General features: G+C 66.5%; 18 protein-coding genes. 13 read left to right on the top strand and 5 right to left on the bottom strand.

Translation table 11 applies throughout. The features are described from left to right. The first annotated feature begins 124 nt into the window (after positions 1–124). A complete protein-coding gene (locus I6B53_RS09270; protein WP_216763950.1) occupies positions 125–3,031 on the top strand; it encodes a glycoside hydrolase family 3 protein in 2,907 nt (968 codons plus the stop codon). Between the two features lie 4 nt (positions 3,032–3,035). Here the strand turns inward: I6B53_RS09270 and I6B53_RS09265 are convergent, their stop codons facing one another. The 5 genes from I6B53_RS09265 to I6B53_RS09245 are packed head-to-tail and all read right to left on the bottom strand — an operon-like array spanning position 3,036 to position 9,670. Further along, a complete protein-coding gene (locus I6B53_RS09265) occupies positions 3,036–4,772 on the bottom strand; it encodes an ABC transporter ATP-binding protein (RefSeq protein ID WP_216763949.1) in 1,737 nt (578 codons plus the stop codon). Continuing rightward, on the bottom strand, positions 4,769–6,487 hold the full coding sequence (locus I6B53_RS09260) for an ABC transporter ATP-binding protein (RefSeq protein ID WP_216763948.1): 1,719 nt from the start codon (positions 6,485–6,487) through the stop codon (positions 4,769–4,771). The genes I6B53_RS09265 and I6B53_RS09260 overlap by 4 nt, the downstream gene beginning before the upstream one ends. A 14-nt stretch (positions 6,488–6,501) precedes the next feature. Further along, positions 6,502–7,317 carry an energy-coupling factor transporter transmembrane protein EcfT gene (locus I6B53_RS09255; RefSeq protein WP_216763947.1) on the bottom strand — a complete coding sequence of 272 codons (816 nt, stop codon included), beginning with the start codon at positions 7,315–7,317 and terminating at the stop codon, positions 6,502–6,504. After that, a complete protein-coding gene (locus tag I6B53_RS09250; RefSeq protein ID WP_216763946.1) occupies positions 7,314–9,086 on the bottom strand; it encodes an ABC transporter ATP-binding protein in 1,773 nt (590 codons plus the stop codon). Before I6B53_RS09250 ends, I6B53_RS09255 begins: the two co-directional genes overlap by 4 nt. Further along, positions 9,083–9,670 carry an ECF transporter S component gene (locus tag I6B53_RS09245; RefSeq protein WP_253953854.1) on the bottom strand — a complete coding sequence of 196 codons (588 nt, stop codon included), beginning with the start codon at positions 9,668–9,670 and terminating at the stop codon, positions 9,083–9,085. The genes I6B53_RS09250 and I6B53_RS09245 overlap by 4 nt, the downstream gene beginning before the upstream one ends. 495 nt (positions 9,671–10,165) lie before the next feature. Here I6B53_RS09245 and rpsL point away from each other — a divergent pair, with 495 nt between their 5' ends. The 12 genes from rpsL to rplB all read left to right on the top strand — a co-directional run bounded on the left by rpsL (position 10,166) and on the right by rplB (position 23,915). Beyond that, positions 10,166–10,540: a 30S ribosomal protein S12 gene (gene rpsL, locus I6B53_RS09240; protein WP_216763944.1), complete on the top strand. Its 375-nt coding sequence runs from the start codon at positions 10,166–10,168 to the stop codon at positions 10,538–10,540. Further along, the gene (gene rpsG / locus I6B53_RS09235) at positions 10,540–11,010 is read left to right on the top strand and encodes a 30S ribosomal protein S7 (RefSeq protein WP_216763943.1); all 471 of its coding nucleotides are present in this window, start codon (positions 10,540–10,542) and stop codon (positions 11,008–11,010) included. Before rpsL ends, rpsG begins: the two co-directional genes overlap by 1 nt. Before the next feature lie 119 nt (positions 11,011–11,129). Then, entirely contained in the window at positions 11,130–13,250 is a 2,121-nt protein-coding gene (fusA, locus tag I6B53_RS09230; RefSeq protein WP_216763942.1) for an elongation factor G, read from the top strand. Positions 13,251–13,434: 184 nt separating this feature from the next. Further along, positions 13,435–14,625 (top strand): elongation factor Tu, encoded by a 1,191-nt coding sequence (gene tuf / locus I6B53_RS09225; RefSeq protein ID WP_216763941.1) that lies wholly within the window; start codon positions 13,435–13,437, stop codon positions 14,623–14,625. Between the two features lie 381 nt (positions 14,626–15,006). After that, positions 15,007–17,940: a CshA/CshB family fibrillar adhesin-related protein gene (locus tag I6B53_RS09220; protein ID WP_216763940.1), complete on the top strand. Its 2,934-nt coding sequence runs from the start codon at positions 15,007–15,009 to the stop codon at positions 17,938–17,940. A gap of 114 nt (positions 17,941–18,054) precedes the next feature. Next, complete coding sequence (locus I6B53_RS09215; protein WP_216763939.1) at positions 18,055–19,698, top strand: SpaH/EbpB family LPXTG-anchored major pilin; 1,644 nt, start codon at positions 18,055–18,057, stop codon at positions 19,696–19,698. A gap of 101 nt (positions 19,699–19,799) precedes the next feature. Beyond that, a complete protein-coding gene (locus I6B53_RS09210; protein WP_216763938.1) occupies positions 19,800–20,717 on the top strand; it encodes a class C sortase in 918 nt (305 codons plus the stop codon). Between the two features lie 399 nt (positions 20,718–21,116). Beyond that, entirely contained in the window at positions 21,117–21,425 is a 309-nt protein-coding gene (rpsJ, locus tag I6B53_RS09205; protein ID WP_058237857.1) for a 30S ribosomal protein S10, read from the top strand. Between the two features lie 11 nt (positions 21,426–21,436). After that, on the top strand, positions 21,437–22,105 hold the full coding sequence (gene rplC / locus I6B53_RS09200) for a 50S ribosomal protein L3 (protein WP_216763937.1): 669 nt from the start codon (positions 21,437–21,439) through the stop codon (positions 22,103–22,105). A 2-nt stretch (positions 22,106–22,107) separates the two neighbouring features. Continuing rightward, entirely contained in the window at positions 22,108–22,752 is a 645-nt protein-coding gene (rplD, locus tag I6B53_RS09195) for a 50S ribosomal protein L4 (RefSeq protein ID WP_216763936.1), read from the top strand. Then, entirely contained in the window at positions 22,749–23,054 is a 306-nt protein-coding gene (gene rplW / locus I6B53_RS09190; protein ID WP_216763935.1) for a 50S ribosomal protein L23, read from the top strand. Before rplD ends, rplW begins: the two co-directional genes overlap by 4 nt. Positions 23,055–23,078: 24 nt before the next feature. After that, entirely contained in the window at positions 23,079–23,915 is an 837-nt protein-coding gene (gene rplB / locus I6B53_RS09185) for a 50S ribosomal protein L2 (RefSeq protein WP_216763934.1), read from the top strand. Positions 23,916–23,929 lie beyond the last annotated feature (14 nt).

Here is a 23,929-nt window from a genome sequence, read left to right as displayed (position 1 = left end):
CCTGACTGCGTGGAAAGCGACAGCTTGTCCATGTGTGGTGCCGCTCACCAGGGAGACGGGGCATCCTGCGAAGTGAAGCAGGAGCACGAGGTGGTGCTCCCCGATTCACGGAGAGGTGGTCCTGATGCTCGAGATCGAATGGAGCGACGTCCTGGCAATGGTGGAATCGTTGCAGGTCCCGCTCATCGTCTTGGGAGTGGCGCTGGTCCTGGCACTGGTCGTCACCATTGCAGCGCGGGGGCGTGTGCCCCGCACACGCAAGTTCGTACGCTCGACGACGTGGATCGCGATGATGCTCGTCGCCGTCGTCTCCGTCATGTCGATGCTCTACGGAGGCCTTCGCAACACCCTGAACCTCGCTTCCGGCGACGGCGTCCTGTCGGATGCCACCGTCGCACACATGAACGACCTCGGCGCCTCCATCGCCGAGGAAGGCATGGTGCTCCTCAAGAACGAGGGCGGGGCACTGCCCCTGGAAAAGGGCTCGGCAGTCAACACCTTCGGATGGGCCTCCACCAACCCCGTCTACGGCGGCACCGGATCGGGCGCCATGTCGGAGAACCATGACAAGGTCACCCTGCTCGAAGGCCTGCAGGAGGCCGGCTTCCAGACCAACCAGGCCCTCATCGACTTCTACACGACCTACCGCAGCGACCGACCCGACATCGCCATCGCCATCGCCAAGGCGGAGTGGACCCTGCCCGAGCCAGCGGCGGCCTCGTACCCGCAAAAGCTCCTGACCTCGGTGCAGTCCCACTCCAAGACCTCCATCGTCACCATCTCGCGATCCGGCGGTGAGGGCTTCGACCTTCCGTGGGACATGGTCGGACAGATCGAGGAGCAGCCCGCCTACTCCTACAAGGAGAACTCCACACAGTACAAGGACTTCGAGGCCGGTCAGGGATACCTGTCCCTGTCGCGCTCCGAGCGCGACATGATCGACTTGGCAAAGAAGAACTCCGAGACCGTGATCGTCGTCTACAACGGTGCCAACGTCTTCGAACTCGGCGACCTCGAGGCCGACCCGCAGATCGACGCAATCGTGTGGGCCATCCCACCGGGGCAGGTGGGTTTCAAGGCCCTCGGAAAGATCCTCGACGGTGAGGTCAACCCCTCGGCCAGGACCACTGACACCTTCGTGGCGGACACGACGAAGACCCCGACCTCGAAGAACTTCGGCAGCTTCATGTACACGAACCTGTCCCAGCACGACTACACCCACCCGGTGCGCAAGACCCTGCAGCGGGCCTCCTTCGTCAACTACGTGGAAGGCATCTACGTCGGCTACCGCTGGTACGAAACCGCAGCCGTCGAAGGCGCCATCGACTACGACAAGGAGGTCGTCTACCCCTTCGGTCACGGCCTGAGCTACACGACCTTCGAACAGACGATGGGGGACCTCGAGCGCGCAGACGGGAAGGTCTCGGTGGAGGTGACGGTGACCAACACCGGCACGGTGGCCGGCAAGGACGTCGTCGAGATCTACCACACTCCGCCCTACACCAATGGCGGCATCGAGAAGTCCGCAGTGAACCTGCTGGCCTTCGACAAGACCGAGAAGCTGGAGCCGGGCGCCTCCGAGACGCTCACCCTGTCATGGGACGAGGGCGACATGGCCTCCTACGACGACCGGAGGGCGAAGGCGTGGGTGCTGGAGGCAGGGCGCTACGTGATCTCGCTGCGCTCCGACTCGCACACGGTGATCGTCGGCAAGGATCTGGACCTGGCCCGGACCATCACTTACGACAGCGCCGATCGCACCCACAATGGCGACAAGGTCGCCGCCACCAACCACTTCGACCGGGCCCGCGGGGAATTCACCTACCTCTCACGCGCCGACCACTTCGCCAACGCGGCGGCGGCCACGGCGGCCCCCACCGACTTCGCCCTGCCGGAGGAATATGTCGACTCCTTCTACAGCCAGGTCAACTACGACCCGAAGAAGTTCGACAAGGACTCCGACACCATGCCGACCACCGGGGCGGCGGGAGAGATCGTCCTGGCGGACCTGCACGGTGCCGCCTGGGAGGACCCGAAATGGGACCAGCTGCTGGACCGACTCACCGTGGAGGAGATGAATGAGCTCATCGCCAACGGTGGCTACCAGACCACTGCGGTGCCTTCCATCGGCAAAGTCCAGAACCTTGACGTGGACGGCCCGATGGCCCTGAAGAACAACTTCACCGGTGTCGGATCCATCGCCCTGCCGGTGGAAATGGCGGTGGCGGCCTCCTTCAACGTGGACATCGCCGACCAGTACGGCAAGGCGATCGTCGTCATGGCCAAGGAAATGGGGGTCTCGGGCTGGTACGCGCCGGCCATGAACCTGCACCGCAACCCCTATTCGGGACGCAACTTCGAGTACAACTCCGAGGACCCGGTCCTGTCGGCTCGCATCGCCGCGACAATGGTCAAGGCCGTCCAGGACGAGGGCGTGTACGCCTACATCAAGCACTTCGCCCTGAACGAGCAGGAGAACGGCAGGAACTTCAAGCTGGCCACATGGGCCAGTGAGCAGTCGATGCGCGAACTCTACTTCGTACCCTTTGAAGAGTCCGTCAAGGACGGTGGTGCGACCGCCGTCATGTCGGCCTTCAACTACATCGGCAACACCTACGCCGGTGCCATGCCGGAGCTGCTCAACACCGTCCTTCGTGACGAGTGGGGCTTCCGTGGAACGGTCCTGACCGACTACTTCGGCACCTACGGGTACCAGATGGCCGACCAGTCGATCCGCGGTGGCAACGACCTCATGCTGGCCACGGTCAAGACGACGAACTACGTCACCGACTTCTCGGCCACGTCGGTGATCGCCATGCGCACCGCCTGCCACAACATCTTGTACACGGCGGCCAACTCGTGGGTGTACGAGAAGGGCACGCCGGACGACCCGATGCTCCTGTGGGAGTGGATCGCGTGGATCGGCGCGGCCGTGCTCACCCTGGTTGCCGTGGCCCCGTTCGTCGTGGCCCTGCGCCGCTTCCGGGGGCGTGCGAGGACACTCGCTGTGGACTCCGGCCGGAAGGCGTGACGGCTCACTCCTGCTCTCGTGAGATCCGCCAGCGCTCCACGCAGGACTGGTCCTGCCAGAACTGACGGTAGGTGTCATTGGAGGCGTACAGCTGCTCGTGGGTGCCCACGGCTTCGACACGACCCCGGTTGCACACGGCGATCCGGTCGGCATGACGGATGGTCGACAGGCGGTGGGCGATGACCAGGACCGTTCGTCCCTGCGAAAGTTCGGCCAGTGCGGCGGTCACCGACGCCTCGTTGATGCCGTCCAGGGCGCTGGTCACCTCGTCGAGCAGAAGAACCGGCGAGTCCTTGAGGAAGGCGCGCGCCAGCGCCACCCGCTGGCGTTCGCCGCCCGACAGGGCAGAACCGCCCTCGCCCACAGGCGTGTCCCATCCCAATGGCAGCCTTTCGACGACCTCGTCGAGTCCTGCCCTTCGGGCCGCCAGACGGACCTCCTCCTCCGACGCGCCCTCCCGTCCCAGGCGCACATTCTCCTCGATGGAGGTGTCGAAGAGGTACACGTCCTGGAAGACCATGGACATGGACCCCATGAGATCGGTGAGGGGAACCTGGCGCACGTCGGCGCCACCGACGCCGATGGCGCCCGCGTCCACGTCCCAGAACCGCGCCACCAGGCGCAGCAGGGTCGACTTGCCACAGCCCGAGGGGCCGACCAGGGCGGTGACCGACTGCGCGGGAAGATCCAAGGACAGGTCGTGGAGCACGGGCTTGTCCGGCGAATAGGCGAAGTCGACGCGCTCGACCTGGGCCCCGAAGGGAGCGGTCGGGGTCTGGGCCCGGTCTTCATCGGGTTCGGGCAGAGTCTTGGCGAAGATGATCGAGGAGATGAGGTCCAGGGCGACTCGCCCCTGGTGGAGGGGGTCGACGAAGAAGGCGAGCATCCCGACCGGCTCGGCGAAACGTACAGCCATGAGGGCCAGGGCCACGAAGACGGTCGGAGACAAGGAACCGCCCAGCAATTCGAAGGCGCCGATCCCCAACGCCAGGACAAGGGCCGCCTCGACGCCCGTGTGGAAGAGGAAACCGGCAGGTCCCTTCGCTTTGCCCGCATCATCTGTCGTGCGGTGTTCGTGGGCCAAGGCGTCTTCGAGCGGGGTCCAGCCGTGTCTCAGGGAATCGGTGGCGCGCAGAACAGGCTGGAGCTGTGAGAATTCGATGATCCGCTGGGACAGGACCTCCATCGCCTGCTCCTCCGCCTCGTGCTCGACGATGACCGTGCGCTTCAAGAGTCCGAGGGCGACGACGGCGACCGGGACGGCGACCAGGAGTGACAGTCCCATCCGCCAGTCGTACAGGCAGGCGGCCACGAACAGGGCGGCGGAGGCCCCTCCCATCGATGCGAGTTGGGGCAGGACGATGGAGGGCAGGTGGGACAGGGTGGAGATGCCCGTCGAGGTCGCCGTCGTGATCTTGCCGGTCGAATCCGCCTGGAACCACCCCAGCGGCAGTTCCTGGACTCGCAGCCCCACCTTGCGGATGAGGGTTCCGCACAGGTCGAAGGAGGAGACGCGGAAGGCGATGACCGAGCCGGCGATCGAGGCCGCCAATGCGATCACGACGGCAAGCAGGACGCCCCCGAACCAGCGCACATCCGGGGCGCCGGTGAGGAAGCCCGCCAGGAAGGGGACCAGGAGGGCCAGGGCAACGCCTTGGAAGACGCCTCCGAGCAGGTGCAGCGCGAACATGGTCTTCGCGGCACGCGTCCGGTCCAACAGGGACAGGAGTTGGCGGATCATTGCTGGGCCTCCCACATTGCGGCGTAGGTCCCCCCACGGGTGAGGAGTTCTGCGTGTGTTCCGGATTCGACGATGCGTCCGGAGTCGAGGACGAGGATCTGGTCGGCGTCGACGATCGTGGCCAGGCGGTGGGCGATGACGATGGTCGTGCGTCCGGCGGCCAATGTGCCGAGTGCCTCTTGTATCTGGCGTTCGGAATGCGGGTCGGCCTGGGCGGTCGCCTCGTCGAGGAGGAGGACTTCGGATCCGGTGAGGAATGCGCGGGCCAAGGCGATGCGCTGGGCCTCACCGCCGGAGAAATGGACCCCTCCGGTTCCGATGACCGAGTCGTAGCCGTCGGGCAGTTCGCGGATGCGCCCATCGATGCGAGCCCGGTGGGCTGCGGCCTCGACCTGCTCCCTGGTGGCCAAGGGGCGCCCGAGCCGGATGTTGGCCTCAACGGTGTCGGTCAGCAGTCCCCCGTCCTGCAGGACGATCGTCAGACGGGAGAGCAGGTCCGAGGATGCGAGTTCGGTGATGGGTACTCCCGACAGGAGGACACGTCCTTCGTCCACGTCCCAGAAACGCGCGATGAGTTTGACCAGAGTCGACTTGCCGGAGCCCGAGGGGCCGACGACGGCCGTGACCCGGTCCGCTGGGAAACGCGCGTCGATCTCACGCAGGGCCCACGGCGCGTCGGGGGCGTAACGGAAGGACACGTTCTCGAAGACGATGTCCGCACGAGCCCCTTCGGGGATCGTGCGGGGCTCGGCGGCTTCCGGAAGCGCCGGTTCGGCCAGGAGGGCTCCGATGCTCTCCGCTGCGTCCTTGCCGCGTTCGACCAGATGCATCAGGGGGACGACATTGGCCAGCCCGGACGGCAGCGTCACTCCGACCAGCAGGAAAGGCACGATGAGGATGGGCTCGACGATTCCGGCGCCGACCAGCGCCCAAGCGCCGACGAGGATCGGGACGAGCATTCCGGCCGGTGAGATCAGGGCCATCATGACCGCCATCGGTTTGCCCGGCCCCTTCATCCACGCGTACGAGGCGTTCGTGTACCGGTCCAAGGCGTCGGAGAAGCGTTGGAACAAGGATCCGGACATGCCGAAGGCCTTGACGGTCGCGATTCCGTCCGCCAACTCGATCGTCGAGGCGGTCAAGTCCTTCTCGGCCTCGTTGAAGACCTCCATCGAGGTCGTGGGGTTCGTGAGCATCGCCAAGGAGAACACGACGATCGAGACGACCAGCCACCCGACCACGACCAGGGCGTACTGCCAGGACAGGGTGAACAGGTAGATCGATCCGAGCAGGATCGTCCCGACCGCGTGGCCGAGATCGGTTCCCGTGTGGGCGATGATCGTGTGGATCTTGGTCACGTCCTCGGAGATGATCGTGCGTACGCGCCCGGAGGCCTCCGACGTGTGCCAGCCCAGTGGCAGGCGACCCATGTGGCGGGCGATCCGCGAGCGCAGGTCGTACCGGAACTTCGACTCGACCATGTGCGCGTGTCCGGTCGCTCCGGTGGCGATCAGGTGCGACGCGACGAATCCGAGGACGATCATGGCCAGCCAGAACCAGACCGAAGTGGCGGTCAGGTTGCCGGCCAGGGCCGAGTGGGACAGTTGTGTGACGGCGATGGGTGCCAGCAGCGTGAATCCGGAGGCGATGAAACCGAGGGCGAAAACGGCCTTCATGGTCGAACTCACCGGACGCAGGATGTCGGAGAGGGTCATGGGGTCTGCCACTTTCATGCGAGGTTGTGTTGGATTGCGAAGCCCACGTCCCAGTAGGCGCCGATGAGCAGGCCGGTGGCGGCGAAGGCGAGGATGAGGAACACGGTGTCGCGCATCCTCCAGGAGAAGTCGGTGCGTTCGGTGCGCGTCGGGTGGGCGCCGAAGGCTCGGGCGTCCATCGACATGGAGACGCGCTCGGCGTGGCGCACCGCTGCGGCGACGAGGGCGGGCATCGAGCGGAACCAGCGGATCGCGCCTCCCAGGATCGGGGCGTCGAGGGCGGAGCCTCGCAGGATGTGGGCCTCGATGATCGAACGCTGTTCGCGACGCAGGACGGAGGCGAAACCGAGTGCGGCGATGCCCGCTTGAGCGATGCGATTGGGCATCTTGAGGTGAACGACGAATGCGCGGATCGTGTCCTCGGGTCCGCTGAGCAGACCCGCAGCCAGCAGCAGGGTCAGGATCGCGCCGACGCGCGCCGTGAAGTTCAAGGCGCCGTCCCACTGGGTCGGGGAGAACCACCCCAGGTGGGAGATGATCGCCTGGGCCCTTTCGTGACCGATGTCAGTGGTCGAGGCGAATCCCAGGGTGAGGACCGTGGTGAACACGAGGATCCCGATGGCCGCCCAGGCGCCTCGTCGCGGTTGGATGACGACCAGCAGGGGCAGGAGCACGCACATGGTGAGCGCCCCCACCTCCCACGTGCAGGAGGTGCTGATCGCCGCGATCGGGGCGATGATCGCGATGAGTGGCGCAAGCGGGTCGAGGCGCAGCATTCCCGAAAGTCCGGGGCGCGGCGTGGGCGGCGGGGGCAGCAGGGCAGTGGTCAATGAAGGATCTCCTCCTCACACAGGTCGGGCAGGTCGAGGCGGGAGAGCCAGTGCGGAGCCGCCACGCCGTCGGCGCGCGCCCGATCGGCGATGAGTGCCAGGGGAGTGGGGCGCAGGCCCGCCGATTCGAGGAGTTCACGGTCGGCCAGGAGACGACGGGCCGGGCCGTCGGCGACGATGCGGCCATCGGCGAGGACGATGACGCGTTGGGCGAAGTCGGCGGTGATGGACAGGTCGTGGGTGGCGAAGAGGACGGCCCCGCCCTGACCGGCGAAGGAGCGCATGTGTTCCATGAGGGAGCGGGCGTGGTGTTCGTCCTGGCCGAAGGTCGGCTCGTCAAGGAGAACGAGTTCACGCTGCACGGTCAGGGCCGCTGCGACGGAGAGACGACGCTTCTGCCCGCCCGACAGGGTGAATGGATTGCGGTCGGCCAAGGCCGTCAGGCCGTGTTCGTCGAGAAGATCGGCCACGACCTGGTCGATCTGGGCCGCGGGGCGTCCGGCCAGACGCATCGAGTGGGCCAGTTCGTCACGCACGGAGGCGGTGACGAACTGGTGCTCGGGATTCTGGGTGACCAGTGTGCACGCCCCGGTGGCGCGTCCGCGCCTGCGCTCGCGGCCGGAGCGGACCGTTCCGGGGGAGATTCGTTGGAGGCCGACGAGGGCGCGCAGGAGCGTGGACTTTCCGGATCCATTCGTTCCGAGCAGAGCGGTCATTTCACCTGAGCGGACAGCCAGGTCGATGTCGGTGAGGATCGGGTGGCGGGAGTTGCCGACGCACAGGTTCTCGGCCTCCAGGACCACGCGGGAGTCCTCGGTGGGGGCAGTCGCGATCTCCTCGGGTCGGTCGCCGTCCTCGTCGATCGTTGCCGGAGGGGCTGAACCGAAGAGGCGGCGCAGGGCCGAGGTCGTCTCTTCGGGGCCCAGGGGCGGGTCGATTCCCAGGCGAAGTCCGAGATCGACGGAGGTGGGCAGACGGATGCCCGCGTCGGCCAGGAGGCGTGCAGAGCCGGTGAAGACCTCGCGCGCGCTCCCCTCGGCCAGGAGGGAACCGGAGGCGTCGAGTGCGACGACCCTGTCGACGCGGTGGGCGAGGTCGTCAAGATTGTGCTCGACGATGAGCAGGGTGGTGCCGTGATCGGTCAGGGTTTCGATGGCGCGGTGGAAGTCGTGGGCGGCCACCGGGTCGAGATTCGCGGTCGGCTCGTCCAGGACGAGGATCTCAGGGCGCTGGGCGAGGGCGCCGGCGAGGATGACACGTTGGCGTTGACCTCCTGAGAGCTGCCACGGGTCGCGTGCGGCGAGGTCGACGATGTCGAGAAGGCGCAGTGCTTCTTCGGCGCGCTCATCGATCTGGCTCAGGGGCAGACACAGGTTCTCCAGGGCGTAGCAGACCTCGTCCCAGACGCTGCGTCGCACGATCTGGGAATCGGGGTCCTGCATGACCAGCGCGACCTTTGTGGCCAGGGGTGCGATGTCGACATCGGCGACTTCGCTTCCGCCCACGAGGACCGATCCCCTGTAGTCGGAGGGCAGTGAGTGGGGGACCAGGCCGTCGACGGTCAGCGACAGGGTCGACTTCCCGCACCCGGAGGGGCCGACGAGCAGGGTCGAGGTTCCCGCGCGAAGGTCGAGGTCGAATGGCGCGGAGGGGATCCAGTCGGCGCGTCCGTGGTAGCGGACCTGGACATCGGCCAGGCGTGCGACGAGGTCGCAGGGCAGGCCGTTGCCGGAGGAGTCCGTGGCGGCGCTCCTCGGCGTCGGGGTCACTGCCGGACTCCGACACCGGCGCGCTGGAGGCGGCGACGAAGGACCAGGCCCAGGGCGAGGACGACGAAGCAGGAGAGAATCGCGATGACGATGCCGATGACGAATTCGGATCGGGGTTGGTCGATGTTGTAGGCGCTTGCGTACATTGCGGCGTTGGTGCCGCCGAAGACGATCGCACCGAGCCCGTAGGACCACCACGCCCATTTCTTGTAGAGCAGGACGGCCATGGGGATCTCGAGGAAGGCGGCGCCGATGAGGTTTCCGATGACGGCGGTCGGGCCGAGTGGCGTGGTGAAGGTCGAGACGATCCCCATGAGCAGGCCCGCCACGAGGAATGCTCCGGGTTTGGGCACCAGGAGTCCCGGAAGCAGATAGGCGATGTACCAGATGCCCATGGTCGCGCACATGACGAGGATCGCCCGGGGGGTCGTGGCGAAGGCCGGGGTGAGGATCGACAGGGGCACGACGATCAGGGAGCCGACGACGCTGAGGGCCGCGATGGTCATGAGGTTTCGGGTTCCCAGGACGGAATCGCGCATTCCCTTCCTGCTGGAGGTGCGGATCTCGGGGGTTGAGTCGGACACGGGGCTCCTCATTGCTGCAGATACCGCTGAGATTGACTGAGGCACACCTTACTCTTGTGAGGCGTGCCCGGAAAGGTGGAGTTCTTCGCGGGCGTGACGGGCCCCTGTGGACCGTGGGCGAGGTCAGTGGTCGGCTCTTCCTGCGTCGCAGGTCACGCGGGGCCGCGTTGACCGGCCTCGCGTGGGGCCACTAGTCTTGCCTGCGGTGACCCGCGTCCGTGCGGGTTCCCCGTCCCGGCCCAGTGCCGGGCGAGCCGGGCTCCGACCTCGTGAAGGGGCTTCGGCACGCGGGCTCCACTTCCGTCGGAGCTCCGGGCGTCATCCTCTGACCCGAAACGCCTCCGGGCGTGCGCCCAGCGCAGGGACATCATGGCGCACCGGCCCCCGGTGGACATCTGTGCGCCCAATGGGGGGCTCGACCGGTCTCGGCAGACTGACCCACAAGGGTCGGGCCGGGCGGTCCGACCGAAGACGGAAAACAGAACTGGAGTCCCAGTGCCAACCATTCAGCAGCTCGTCCGCAAGGGCCGCAGCTCCAAGCGCGGCAAGGTCAAGACCCCCGCGCTCAAGGGCTCGCCCCAGCGCCGCGGCGTGTGCACCCGCGTGTACACCACCACCCCGAAGAAGCCGAACTCGGCGCTTCGCAAGGTCGCCCGTGTGCGCCTGTCCTCGGGCATCGAGGTCACGGCCTACATCCCCGGTGAGGGCCACAACCTGCAGGAGCACTCGATCGTCCTCGTCCGTGGCGGTCGTGTCAAGGACCTTCCCGGTGTCCGCTACCGCATCGTGCGCGGCTCCCTGGACACCCAGGGCGTGCGCAACCGCAAGCAGGCTCGTTCCCGTTACGGCGCGAAGAAGGAGAAGAAGTAATGCCTCGTAAGGGCCCCGCTCCCAAGCGTCCGCTGGTCGAGGACCCGGTCTACGGGTCGAGGATGGTCACCCAGCTGGTCAACCGCGTCCTGCTGGACGGCAAGAAGACCATTGCCGAGCGCATCGTCTACGGCGCCCTGGAGACCGTGCGTGAGCGCACCGACCAGGATCCCGTGGCCGTCCTCAAGCGCGCGATGGACAACATCCGCCCCGCCCTGGAGGTCCGCTCCCGCCGCGTCGGTGGCGCCACCTACCAGGTTCCGGTCGAGGTCCGTCCCGCCCGTGCCACCACCCTGGCCCTGCGTTGGCTGGTCGACTTCTCGCGTCAGCGTCGCGAGAAGACCATGACCGAGCGTCTGGCCAACGAGATCCTCGACGCCTCCAACGGCCTCGGCGCCGCTGTCAAGCGCCGCGAGGACATGCACAAGATGGCCGAGTCGAACCGCGCGTTCGCCCACTACCGCTGGTGACCATCCTGGTGACGAGGGCGGCCCGGGAAGCCGACACGGCCGATCGGGTCGCCCTCTTCTGAGGACGGCGCCCATCCACACAGCCAACAACCGAGCAATTCGAGCGAAGGACTTTCTCCGTGGCACTAGAGGTGTTGACCGACCTGAACAAGGTCCGCAACATCGGCATCATGGCCCACATCGATGCCGGCAAGACCACCGTGACCGAACGCATCCTGTTCTACACGGGCATCAACTACAAGATCGGTGAGACGCACGACGGCGCCTCCACCACCGACTGGATGGAGCAGGAGAAGGAGCGTGGCATCACGATCACCTCCGCTGCTGTCACCTCCTTCTGGAACGGCAACCAGATCAACGTCATCGACACCCCCGGCCACGTGGACTTCACGGTCGAGGTCGAGCGCTCCCTGCGCGTCCTCGACGGTGCGGTCGCCGTCTTCGACGGCAAGGAGGGTGTCGAGCCCCAGTCGGAGACCGTGTGGCGTCAGGCCGACAAGTACGACGTCCCCCGCATCTGCTTCATCAACAAGATGGACAAGATGGGCGCGGACTTCTACTTCTCCGTCCAGACCATCAAGGATCGTCTGAACGCGACCCCGATCGTCATGCACCTGCCCATCGGCGCCGAGAGCGACTTCGAAGGCACCATCGACCTGGTGACCATGGAGTCCGTGCGCTACCCGGCCAAGGACGAGTCCGGCCAGGCGACCATGGGCGCCCTGGTCGTGCGCGGTGAGATCCCCGCCGAACTGCAGGACAAGGCCGAGGAGTACCGCGAGGCGCTCATGGAGGCCGCTGCGGACGCCAACGACGAGCTGACCGAGGCCTATCTGGAAAACGGTGAGCTGACCGTCGAGCAGATCAAGCAGGGTGTGCGCGAGCTGACCATCTCGGGGCGCGCCTTCCCGGTCTACTGCGGCACGGCCCTGCGCAACATGGGCGTGCAGCCGGTCCTGGACGGTGTCGTGGACTACCTGCCCTCGCCCCTGGACATCCCGCCGGTGGTCGGCTTCAAGCCCGGCCACGAGGAGGAGCCCACCGAGACCCGTCTTCCCAAGGAGGACGAGCCCTTCGCGGCCCTGGCGTTCAAGATCGCCGCGCACCCCTTCTTCGGCAAACTCACCTTCATCCGCGTGTACTCCGGCAAGGTGGACACCGGCACCCAGGTCATCAACTCGACCAAGGGCAAGAAGGAGCGCATCGGAAAGATCTTCCAGATGCACTCCAACAAGGAGAACCCGGTCGAGGTCGCCCACGCCGGCCACATCTACGCCGTCATCGGCCTGAAGGACACCACCACCGGTGACACCCTGTCGGCCATTGACAAGCCGGTGATCCTGGAGTCCATGACCTTCCCCAAGCCCGTCATCCACGTGGCCGTCGAGCCCAAGTCGAAGGCCGACCAGGAGAAGATGGGCACCGCCATCCAGAAGCTGGCCGAAGAGGACCCGACCTTCACCGTCGAGTTGGACGCGGAGACCGGCCAGACCGTCATCGGCGGCATGGGCGAATTGCACCTGGACATCATCGTCGACCGCATGCGTCGCGAGTTCAAGGTCGAGGCCAATGTCGGCAAGCCGATGGTCGCCTACCGCGAAACCATTCGCAAGTCGGTGGACAAGCACGAGTACACGCACAAGAAGCAGACCGGTGGTTCCGGCCAGTTCGCGCGTGTCATCATCGCCCTTGAGCCCATTGCCGCCGACGCGGAGAAGGACTACGAGTTCGTGGACAAGGTCACCGGTGGCCGCGTCCCGCGCGAGTACATCCCCTCGGTCGACGCGGGCATCCAGGACGCCATGCAGTCGGGTGTCCTGGCGGGCTACCCGATGGTGGGTGTCAAGGCCACCCTGCTCGACGGTGCCTACCACGAGGTCGACTCCTCGGAAATGGCGTTCAAGATCGCCGGTTCGATGGCGCTGAAGGAGGCTGCGAAGAAGGCCTCGGCAGTTCTGCTCGAGCCGATCATGGCCGTCGAGGTCCGTACTCCCGAGGAGTACATGGGCGACGTCATCGGCGACCTGAACTCGCGTCGTGGTGCCATCCAGTCGATGGATGAGCAGCACGGTGTGCGCGTGGTGCGCGCGCAGGTCCCGCTGTCGGAGATGTTCGGATACGTCGGCGACCTGCGTTCCAAGACGCAGGGGCGTGCGGTGTACTCGATGCAGTTCGACAGCTACGCCGAGGTCCCGCGCAATGTCGCGGACGAGATCATCGGCAAGTCTCGGGGCGAGTGAGTCCCACGGGGTCGGGTTGTCCCCGCCCTCGTCGAATGTCCGCTGGCGGCCACGTCGGCGGATGGCGAGGGCGGAGCGACCCGCCTCACACCAAGAAAACCCTGTAGGTCTCAGGCTCAAGTGGGTGTTAGAGTGACACCCAGCCCCAGGCTGAGAATTTCTACCCGAGTCCAGGAGGACACAAGTGGCGAAGGCCAAGTTCGAGCGCAGCAAGCCGCACGTCAACATCGGCACCATCGGTCACGTTGACCACGGCAAGACCACGCTCACCGCAGCTATCTCCAAGGTTCTGGCGGACAAGTACCCCGACCTGAACGAGACGAGGGACTTCTCGTCGATCGACAACGCTCCTGAGGAGCGCGAGCGCGGCATCACCATCAACGTCTCGCACGTCGAGTACCAGACCGAGGCGCGTCACTACGCACACGTGGACGCCCCCGGCCACGCCGACTACGTGAAGAACATGATCACCGGCGCTGCCCAGATGGACGGCGCGATCCTCGTGGTCGCCGCCACCGACGGCCCGATGGCCCAGACCCGCGAGCACGTGCTGCTCGCCCGCCAGGTCGGCGTTCCCGCCATGCTCGTCGCGCTGAACAAGTCCGACGCCGTGGACGACGAGGAAATGCTCGAACTGGTCGAGGAGGAGTGCCGCGACCTGCTCTCCTCGCAGGGCTTCGACGGCGACAACGCCCCGATCGTCAAGGTCTCGGCCCTCAAGGCCCTCGAGGGCGACCCCAAGTGGGTTGCCGCCATCGAGGAGCTCATGGAGGCCGTCGACACCTACGTCCCGACCCCCGAACGTGACATGGACAAGCCGTTCCTCATGCCCATCGAGGACGTCTTCACCATCACCGGTCGCGGCACCGTGGTCACCGGCCGTGTCGAGCGCGGCAAGCTGCCGATCAACTCCGAGGTCGAGATCCTGGGCATCCGCGAGCCGCAGAAGACCACCGTCACCGGCATCGAGATGTTCCACAAGTCGATGGACGAGGCCTGGGCCGGCGAGAACTGTGGTCTGCTGCTGCGCGGCACCAAGCGTGACGAGGTCGAGCGCGGCCAGGTCGTCGCCAAGCCGGGTTCGATCACCCCGCACACCCAGTTCACGGGTCAGGTCTACATCCTGAAGAAGGAGGAGGGCGGCCGTCACAACCCGTTCTTCACCAACTACCGCCCGCAGTTCTACTTCCGTACCACCGACGTGACCGGCGTCATCACCCTGCCCGAGGGTCGCGACATGGTCATGCCCGGTGACACCACCGAGATCGCCGTCGAGCTGATCCAGCCCATCGCCATGGAGCCGGGTCTGGGCTTCGCCATCCGTGAGGGTGGCCGCACGGTCGGTTCCGGCCGTGTCACCGAGATCCAGAAGTGATCATGACGGTCAGGATCTGATGGTCCCACCTCTTGCGGGGCCCGTCGTCCGAAGGGACGACGGGCCCCGTCGTATGTGGACACAGGAACTGAGACTCATTGCCTGACCGGCCGGTCGAACCGGGTGTGGACCACGCCGACGGATGGCGGATCAAGGCGGCGATTTCCGCGGAATCGTGCGCTTCCAGCATTGAAACCGGGCGTCCTCGGTCGGGTTGTGGCCTCCAGTGGCGCAATCGAAGTGCCTGAGGGGACGACGCGGCGTGATCTTAATCCCGGTGAATCTCCTTCAAATGCTGCGCGGGTGCACAGTAGTCTGGGCTTCGGATGCCGGACAACCCGTCCACGCACGCACACGATCACCGCTGATGGAGTGTTGGCAATGCCTTCGACGCCCCAAGGTCGACGTCGTCGATCACACGGTCGCCTCAGTGCGCTCGTCCTCAGCGCCGGTATCGTCCATGGAATCGTCCTGGGCACCCTTTTGGCCGTGACCCCGGTGCAGCCCGCCCGGGCCGTCCACGGCACACCGGATGGTGGCGCGGGAAAGTACGAGACCGTCATCGACTGGATCGACTGGAGCGGCGCGTCGAACCTGTCCGGCAACCGCCTCCACGACGGGGTCACCTCCACCGTCTGGTCCACGCCCACCGCAATGGCCACAGGATTGTGGCGTTCCAGCAAGTGCACGGTCAGTGAGGTTTCCACGACCTACGTCGACCCTGCCACGGGCGCCACCGTCAACGCCGGCCTCACCCTGGGATACGTGCCCGGCACGTGGCGCGGGGACGGTCTTGCCCGCCTCTACAACAACTCGGTCAACTACGACAACGGAGTACGCAGCACGGGCTCCTACAGCTCGGGCCTGCCCATCGGCATCGCCAACGCGCAGCGCGGGGTGAACGACGTCTCCGCGAACGCCTACTTCAAGGTCCAGTGCGACACCTATGTCATCGAGTCGCCCGCGCGGCCGACCAAGGCCGCGCTGGACAACCTGCCCAAGACCCTCCTTCCCATGGCCGGCATGGTCTACGCGGATGCTGAGGCCTCGAATTGGCTGGGCCGGAGCTCCGTACGCGAATCCGTGTCCATGGCCCCCATCCCCATGGACGGCAGAAGTGACGACGAGGTGCGTTTCCGCCTCCTGGAGTCCTTCCGTGAGGGCACCTGCACGACGAACTCGTGGGGCGGCGAGTACACCTTCCCCTATCCGGGCGGCGACAAGACCGGCTTCCAGCTGCGCCCGGACAAGGAAGAGTGCGCCTACGGTGGAACGGTCAACGGCGGCCCCTCCTCCGTGCTCTTCATGGAGAATGCGGACGGCGGCTACGTCGAACTCAAGGGCGGTGGCGTCTCCGCCATCGCTCTGGGGGTCGTCTCCTACGTCGACTTCGGCGACGCCCCAGACAGCTACGGCCATGCCGGATCCGTCTTCCAGCCTTCCTGGGACGGCGGCGAGCTGGGTGGCGCAGGGGCGCTGGACGTGTCCGCCTCGACCCCGCCCAGGGAGGCGGTGGGCAACTGGTACAACCTTTCCGCGGCCCAGGCCCGGCAACTCGTGGCCACGGCCTCTGCGCCCAAGATCGGCCTGGGAAGGTACACCGACCACGACTCCGTCCAGAATCCGACCCCGGGGGCCGACGGCGACGACCTCAGTGGCAGCGACGGCCCGGGTTCGCCTACTGCCGATGATGACGAGGATGCCCTGGAGGGTCTGGACGCCACAATCCGCACGCTTCCCGGTCTCACGTGGTCCCAGAACGTTTCGTGCCACGGTGAAGGGGCACAGGTGGTGGGCTGGATCGACTGGAACCTCAATGGCACCTTCGACGACGACACCGAGCGTTCCCAGCCCACCACCTGCCCGTCGTCGGGCCGGGCGAATCTGCAGTGGACGGTCCCCATGGACGCCAGGCGCAGCGACGATCCTGCGACCTCCACCGTCGAGAACACCTTCCTGCGTCTGCGCATTGCCGGAGCGAATCGTGACGGCACCCCGGCCGACATTCGACCGACGGGCCTGACCCTCAGCGGCGAGGTCGAGGACCACGCGATCGAGACGATCCTGGTCCCCACCATCCAGTTGGTCAAGAAGGTCGATGACACCTACTCCTCGCAGGAAGTACCTTCCTTGCCCCCCGAGGCGTGGAAACTCACCGCCGAGTGGACCGACCACCAAGGCGTTTCGAAACAGGTCACTCACGAGGGCACGTGGGCCGATCAGGCCCTCCTGGCGCTGCCGGCGAACTCGAAGACGATCACCATCAAGGAAAGGACGGACCTTCCCGTCGCTCAACATGGGTACGAGATGGGACAGTGGACCTGCACCCAGTCGGAGGACGCTCGCCCCGGCGACGTCTTCAGCACCACCGTGGCCCCCACGGTCGATGGAACAGCCACGGTCACCGTCGGACAGGGGGATCGCATCACCTGCGAGGTCACGAACACGACGAAGCCGGGCACCCTGGAATGGGGCAAGAAGGACGCCCTCACGGGCGTTGCGGTCGGCGGATCCGAGTGGTCACTGACCGGCCCGGACGTCCCGGCAGGTGCTGTCGTCGCCGACTGCGTGAACGCTCCGTGCCCCACGGGTGCGTACTCGGACGGCGATCCGGCTCCGGGATCCTTCACGGTGAGGGACCTGAAATGGGGGACCTACTCCATTGTCGAGAAGACCGCCCCCCTCGGTTACCTTCACGACCCGACGGTCCATGAGTTCCCGCAGATCAATGCCCTGAACCTTGTGGTCTCGCTGCCCCGGGGCGGCGCAGTGGATGACGGGGGCAAGATCGCCAACGTGCGCCTGGACACGGGCACGGTGCGCTGGAGGAAGGTCGACGCCGACAACGGCGAAGCGCTGGCCGGCTCCGAATGGTCGCTCATCATTGCAGGGATCCCGGTGCCTCCGGCCACCACTGCCCCCTCGACCACGGTCACGGTGACGGATTGCACCACCGACCCCTGTGCCCCGGCCACTCCGGCCGCCCCCCATGTCGACCAGGACCCGGCCGCAGGTGCATTCATGGTTTCCGGACTGGTCTGGAACGAGAAACCGAATTCATTCTCCCTGGTTGAATCAAAGGCGCCCGTGGGGTACGTCATGGATGCGACGCCGCACACATTCACCATTTCCAAGGATGCTCCGGAGCATTCATTCCCGAATTCGTTCACGAATGCAAAGGTCCCGGTTCCCGGCCTCCCATTGACCGGCGGAGCAAGCTCGGACCTGTACATCTTCTTGGGTTTCTCAGTATCACTCCTTGCAATCGTGGCCGCCGTCATCGCACAACGGATGCGACAGAGGATAGGCTCATGACCTGCTGCGCGTTCCGACAGGCGCCTTGAGGAATTCCGAACTTCCGGCCGAAGTCGAGAAGCGACAACACGACCCATCAAACCCATCGAGACACACCGTGAGAGGCAGTTTCCTGTGACCCACAAGCACACTCCCGTCCGGCGCGGACTGGCGCTCAGCGCCGTCCTGGCCCTGGGCCTGACCGGCCTGGCGTCGACCGCAGCCCACGCGGCTGACGGCAACATCGACCCCAACGCGAAGGGCTCGATCAAGATCCACAAGCGCGAGTCGGGCTCGCAGAACAAGGACGAGGCCGAGCCGAATGGCGACAACTCCACGGGTGTGGGCGTTCCCGGTGTGATCTTCACCGCCTACCCGATCGAAGGCCTCGACCTTTCCGTCCAGGCCTCGTGGAACGAATTGAGCGGCGGATACTCCGTTCCGGCCAACATCTGCGATGCCACGCCCACGACCATTCGCCTGAACACCGGCAACTACAACCTGGGCGCAGGCCTGCCGAGCACCACCACGACCGACCAGGGCGAGGCCAGCATCGGCGACCTGTCCGTCAAGGCCTACCTGGTCTGCGAGACCACGAGCCCGTCCACCGTGAAGAAGAAGGCCGCGCCCTTCATCGTCACCATCCCCTTCCCGGACAACGGCTCCGGCACGGTCCGCCAGGGTGACTCCGGATCCGGGAACTGGATCTACGACGTCCACGTCTACCCGAAGAACACCGTGGTCCAGGCCCCGACCAAGGGCATCACGGTCAACGGCGCCGGACACGGCATCAAGACCGGCGACCAGCTGACCTTCCCCGTCGAGGCCAAGGTGCCCAGCGTGGCCGAAGGAGAGTTCTTCAGCTACTTCGTCATCAAGGACGACTTCAGCGACAACCTGCACAAGGGCAAGATCGCCCAGGTGGAGATCCAGGAAGCCGGACAGGCCGCATGGACCGCCGTCGATCCCGCCAACTACACCAAGACCGCCGACGGCACCGACCCGGCAGTCCTGTCCTTCACGGCGGACGGATTGACCTTCCTCAAGAGCAAGCCCAATGCCAAGATCCGCGTGACCTTCACCGCCGAGGTCAAGAGCGTCCCCGCCGACGGCACCATCCCGAACACGGCGACCCTGCACGTGGACACCCTGCCCACCAAGCCCAACACCCCGAACGTCCCTCCGACCGACGACCCGGGCAGCCCGACCAACCCCGTGGCCTCGAACTGGGGCGACCTGGTCATCACCAAGCAGGACAAGGACAACCGGAAGAAGCTCACCGGCGCCTCCTTCAAGGTCTACAACGCGCAGGATCCCTTCGCCGCCGACTGCTCCGCCGCAGTCAAGGCCACCGACGACGCCGCCACCCCCGGTGACGAGTCCCAGCCCATCACCATCGGCGGCGTCGACACCTTCACCACCGCCGCCGACGGCACCGTGAAGATCGACGGCCTGTTCATCGACTCCAAGGTCGGCGCCCCCGGAGAGCAGTCGGTGACCCCGGACAACACCAAGCGCTGCTACATCCTCGAAGAGGTCGCCGCCCCCGCGGGCTACGTCCAGCCCTCCGGCGACGCCGCACTGACCAGGGTCCAGATCCAGGCCGGCACTCAGACCACGGACAACGTCACCATCGACAACTCGAAGCAGACCGTCCCGCAGCTGCCCCTGACCGGTGCCAACGGCCAGATGCTCCTCACCATCGGTGGCATCGCCCTGCTGCTGGCGGCGGTCGGAGCGACCTTCGTGTCGCGCCGAATCGCCTCCAAGCGGGACTGACCCACTCATCAGGTACTCTGACTGACGGAAGTGGCGGGGAGGTGAAAGCCTCCCCGCCACTTCCGTCCTCGCCCCCACTTCCCACCCCGACAAGGACCCCCATGGCACGGAGCACGACGAGACAGGGCGCCGCACACGGCGCCCGCCCTCGCTGGAGGCTCAACCGACTCTCCCTGCTGCCCGCTCTGCTGGCCCTCCTCGGGATCCTCGCCCTGTCGTACCCGACGGTCGCCGCCTGGCTGACCCAGTACAACCAGTCGAAGGTCGTCACCGCCTACGAACAGCAGGTGGCCCACACCGACCCCGACGCAAGGACCCAACTGAGCGAGGCCCGCCAGTACAACGAAGCGCTGAGCGTGGGCGCCCTGCTGGAGGCCAACACGAATGTGCCCACCGGTCAGGGCAGCAGCGGCTCCGTCCTCGACTACCGCAAGATCCTCACGGCCAATGCCGACGGCCTCATGGGCCGCGTCCGCATCCCCGTCATCGACGTCGACCTGCCCATCTACCACGGCACGGACGAACGCTCCCTGCTCAAAGGGGTCGGGCACCTCGAAGGCACCTCCCTGCCCGTCGGGGGAGCGGACCGGCGCACGGTTCTCACGGCGCACCGGGGTCTGGCCGACGCCCGCATGTTCACCGACCTGGACAAGGTGAAGATCGGAGACTCCTTCACCGTCGAAGTCTTCGGCGAAGTCCTCACCTACCGCGTGCGCGACGCCAAGGTCGTCCAGCCGGAGGAAACCGAATCCTTGCGGGTCGAGCCCGGCAAGGACTTGGCGACACTGGTCACATGCACACCCCTGGGCATCAACAGCCACCGCATCCTGCTCACGGGGGAGCGGGTCGTTCCGACCCCCGCCGCCGACGTCGCCAAGGCCGGCTCACCCCCGGAGGTCCCGGGTTTCCCCTGGTGGATCTTCTGGATCCTCGGCGCCCTGGTCCTTGTCGGCGTGTACGTCTGGTGGTCGGGGCTGCCCGTCAAGCCGCGCAAGGCCAAGGCCGCCCCTCAGGAATGAGGACGAGGGCGGATGTGACACACACCGACTTTGCGACACGCCCGAGCGCGGGGTACGGTGGGTCCTCGGTGCCGCCGCACCGGAGCCGCCCCTCGGGGACGGTTCCCGTGGCGGCAAGGAACTGAAGAGATTCCTGTCAGCGGATTCACACGGCACCCCTTCAGGGCGAACTTGAAGGGCAAAGTGCGAATCTGCAAGACTGGGACGGTTGCCCCGCCGACGCGGGGCGGTACCGACGGGCCTGCAGCCCCGAGGACCGGGCCGGATGGCCCAAGATCTTTGGACAAGACAACGGTCCACCCCCGCCCAGAGGGGGAACCGCGGACAGGAACGTCGCCGATGCGGCGCGTTCGGGCGCGGGGACCGGTGAGAGATCTGTACGAGAAGAGGTAGGACGGCATGGCGGGACAGAAGATCCGCATCCGGCTCAAGTCGTATGACCACGAGGTCATCGACAGCTCCGCGCGCAAGATCGTGGAAACCGTGCAGCGTGCAGGCGCCACCGTGGTGGGCCCGGTGCCGCTGCCGACCGAGAAGAACGTGTTCGTCGTCATTCGGTCGCCCCACAAGTACAAGGACAGCCGCGAGCACTTCGAGATGCGCACCCACAAGCGGCTCATCGACATCATCGACCCGACCCCCAAGGCCGTCGACTCGCTCATGCGTCTCGACCTGCCCGCGGACGTCAACATCGAGATCAAGCTCTGAGGACATCTGCAATGACAACTGACAAGAAGCAGCACGCTGGCAGGCCGGTCACGGCCCTGCTCGGCCGCAAGCTCGGCATGACCCAGGTGTGGGACGCCGACGGCCGCCTGGTGCCCCTCACTGTCGTGCAGGTGGACACCAACGTCGTCACCCAGATCCGCACCGATGAGGTCGACGGCTACAGCGCCGTCCAGATCGGCTTCGGCGACATCGACGCCCGCAAGGTCACCAAGCCCTTGGCCGGTCACTTCGCCAAGGCCGGTGTGGCCCCCAAGCGTCACCTCGCCGAGGTCCGCACCTCCGGCGTCGACTCCTTCGAGGTCGGACAGGAACTCTCCGCCGCCGCCTTCGAAGCCGGCCAGGCCGTCGACGTCTCCGGCACCACCAAGGGCAAGGGCTTCGCCGGCGTCATGAAGCGTCACGGCTTCGCCGGTGTCTCCGCCTCCCACGGTGCCCACCGCAACCACCGCAAGCCGGGCTCCATCGGGGCCTGCGCGACCCCCGGTCGCATCTTCCGCGGCCAGCGCATGGCCGGCCGCATGGGTGGCGTGCGTCGTACCGTCCAGAACCTCACCATCCAGGCCGTGGACACCGAGAAGGGCCTGCTGCTCATCAGCGGCGCCATCCCGGGCCCCAAGAACGGCGTGGTGCTGGTTCGCTCCTCCGTGAAGGGTGCGTGACCATGACCGAGATCCGTACTGTCGACGTCCTCGACGTCGAGGGCAAGAAGGCCTCCACCGTCGACCTCCCCGCCGAGGTCTTCGACGTGGCCACCAACATCCCCCTCATGCACCAGGTCGTCGTGGCCCAGCTGGCCGCCGCCCGTCAGGGCACCCACGCCACGAAGACCCGCGGTGAGGTCTCCGGCGGCGGCAAGAAGCCCTTCCGCCAGAAGGGCACCGGCAACGCCCGCCAGGGCTCCATCCGCGCCCCCCAGTTCACCGGTGGTGGCGTCGTCCACGGACCCCAGCCGCGCGACTACTCCCAGCGGACCCCCAAGAAGATGAAGGTCGGCGCCCTGCGCTCGGCCCTGTCGGACCGCGCCCGCGCCGACCGCATCCACGTGGTGACCGCCCTGGTGGAGGGGGAGACCCCCTCGACCAAGAAGGCACTGGCCGCCCTGCGCGCCCTCGTCGCCGAGCGTCAGGCCCTCGTGGTCCTGGAGCGCACGGACGAGGTCCAGGCCCTGTCACTGCGCAACATCCCCGAGGTCCACGTCCTGTGGGTCGACCAGCTGAACACCTACGACGTCCTGGACGCCGACGACGTCGTGTTCACCCTCGGCGCCCTTCAGACCTTCCTCGGCACCAAGGAGGAGAGCAAGTGAGCACGATCGAGTCGGGCAAGAACCCCCGCGACATCATCCTCAAGCCCGTCGTGACCGAGAAGTCCTCGATCCTCATGGACCAGGGCAAGTACACGTTCGAGGTTGACCCCCGCGCGACCAAGACCGAGATCAAGATCGCCATCGAGGCCATCTTCGGCGTCAAGGTCGGCGCCATCGCCACCCAGAACCGCAAGGGCAAGGTGTACCGCACCCGTACCGGCACCGGACGTCGCAAGGACGTCAAGCGCGCCATCGTGACCCTGCGTGAAGGCTCCATCGACATCTTCGGCGAGCAGGCCTGAGGCGTCGGAAGGTAGAGGAACAACATGGGAATCCGTAAGTACAAGCCCACGACCCCGGGTCGCCGTGGCTCGAGTGTCGCCGACTTCGTCGAGATCACACGCGACGAGCCCGAGAAGTCGCTGGTCCGCCCCCTGCACAAGAGCGGTGGCCGCAACAACCTGGGCCGTGTGACCGCCCGTCACCGCGGCGGTGGCCACAAGCGCGCCTACCGTCTCATCGACTTCCGTCGCCACGACAAGGACGGCGTGCCGGCCAAGGTCGCCCACATCGAGTACGACCCCAACCGCACCGCCCGCATCGCGCTGCTGCACTACGCCGACGGCGAGAAGCGCTACATCCTGTGCCCCGCGAAGCTCTCCCAGGGTGACCTGGTCGAGGCCGGACCTGCTGCCGACATCAAGCCCGGCAACAACCTGCCGCTGCGCAACATCCCGCTGGGCACCGTCGTGCACGCCGTCGAACTGCAGCCCGGTGGTGGCGCCAAGATCGCCCGCTCCGCCGGCACCTCGGTGCAGCTGGTCGCCAAGGAGGGCCGCTTCGCGCAGCTGCGCATGCCCTCCGGTGAGATCCGCAACGTGGAGATCACCTGCCGCGCCACCGTCGGCGAGGTCGGCAACGCCGAGCAGTCGAACATCAACTGGGGCAAGGCCGGTCGCATGCGCTGGAAGGGCAAGCGCCCCCACGTGCGTGGTGTCGTCATGAACCCGGTCGACCACCCGCACGGTGGTGGCGAGGGCCGCACCTCCGGTGGCCGTCACCCCGTCAGCCCCTGGGGCAAGCCCGAGGGCCGCACCCGTCGTCCGAACAAGGCCAGCGACCGCCTCATCGTGCGTCGTCGCAAGACCGGCAAGAAGCGCTGATAGGGAGCTGGAAA

It is taken from the genome of Schaalia sp. 19OD2882 (assembly GCF_018986735.1).
GTDB lineage: Bacteria > Actinomycetota > Actinomycetes > Actinomycetales > Actinomycetaceae > Pauljensenia.
This window is presented reverse-complemented; position numbering and strand designations above follow the sequence as displayed.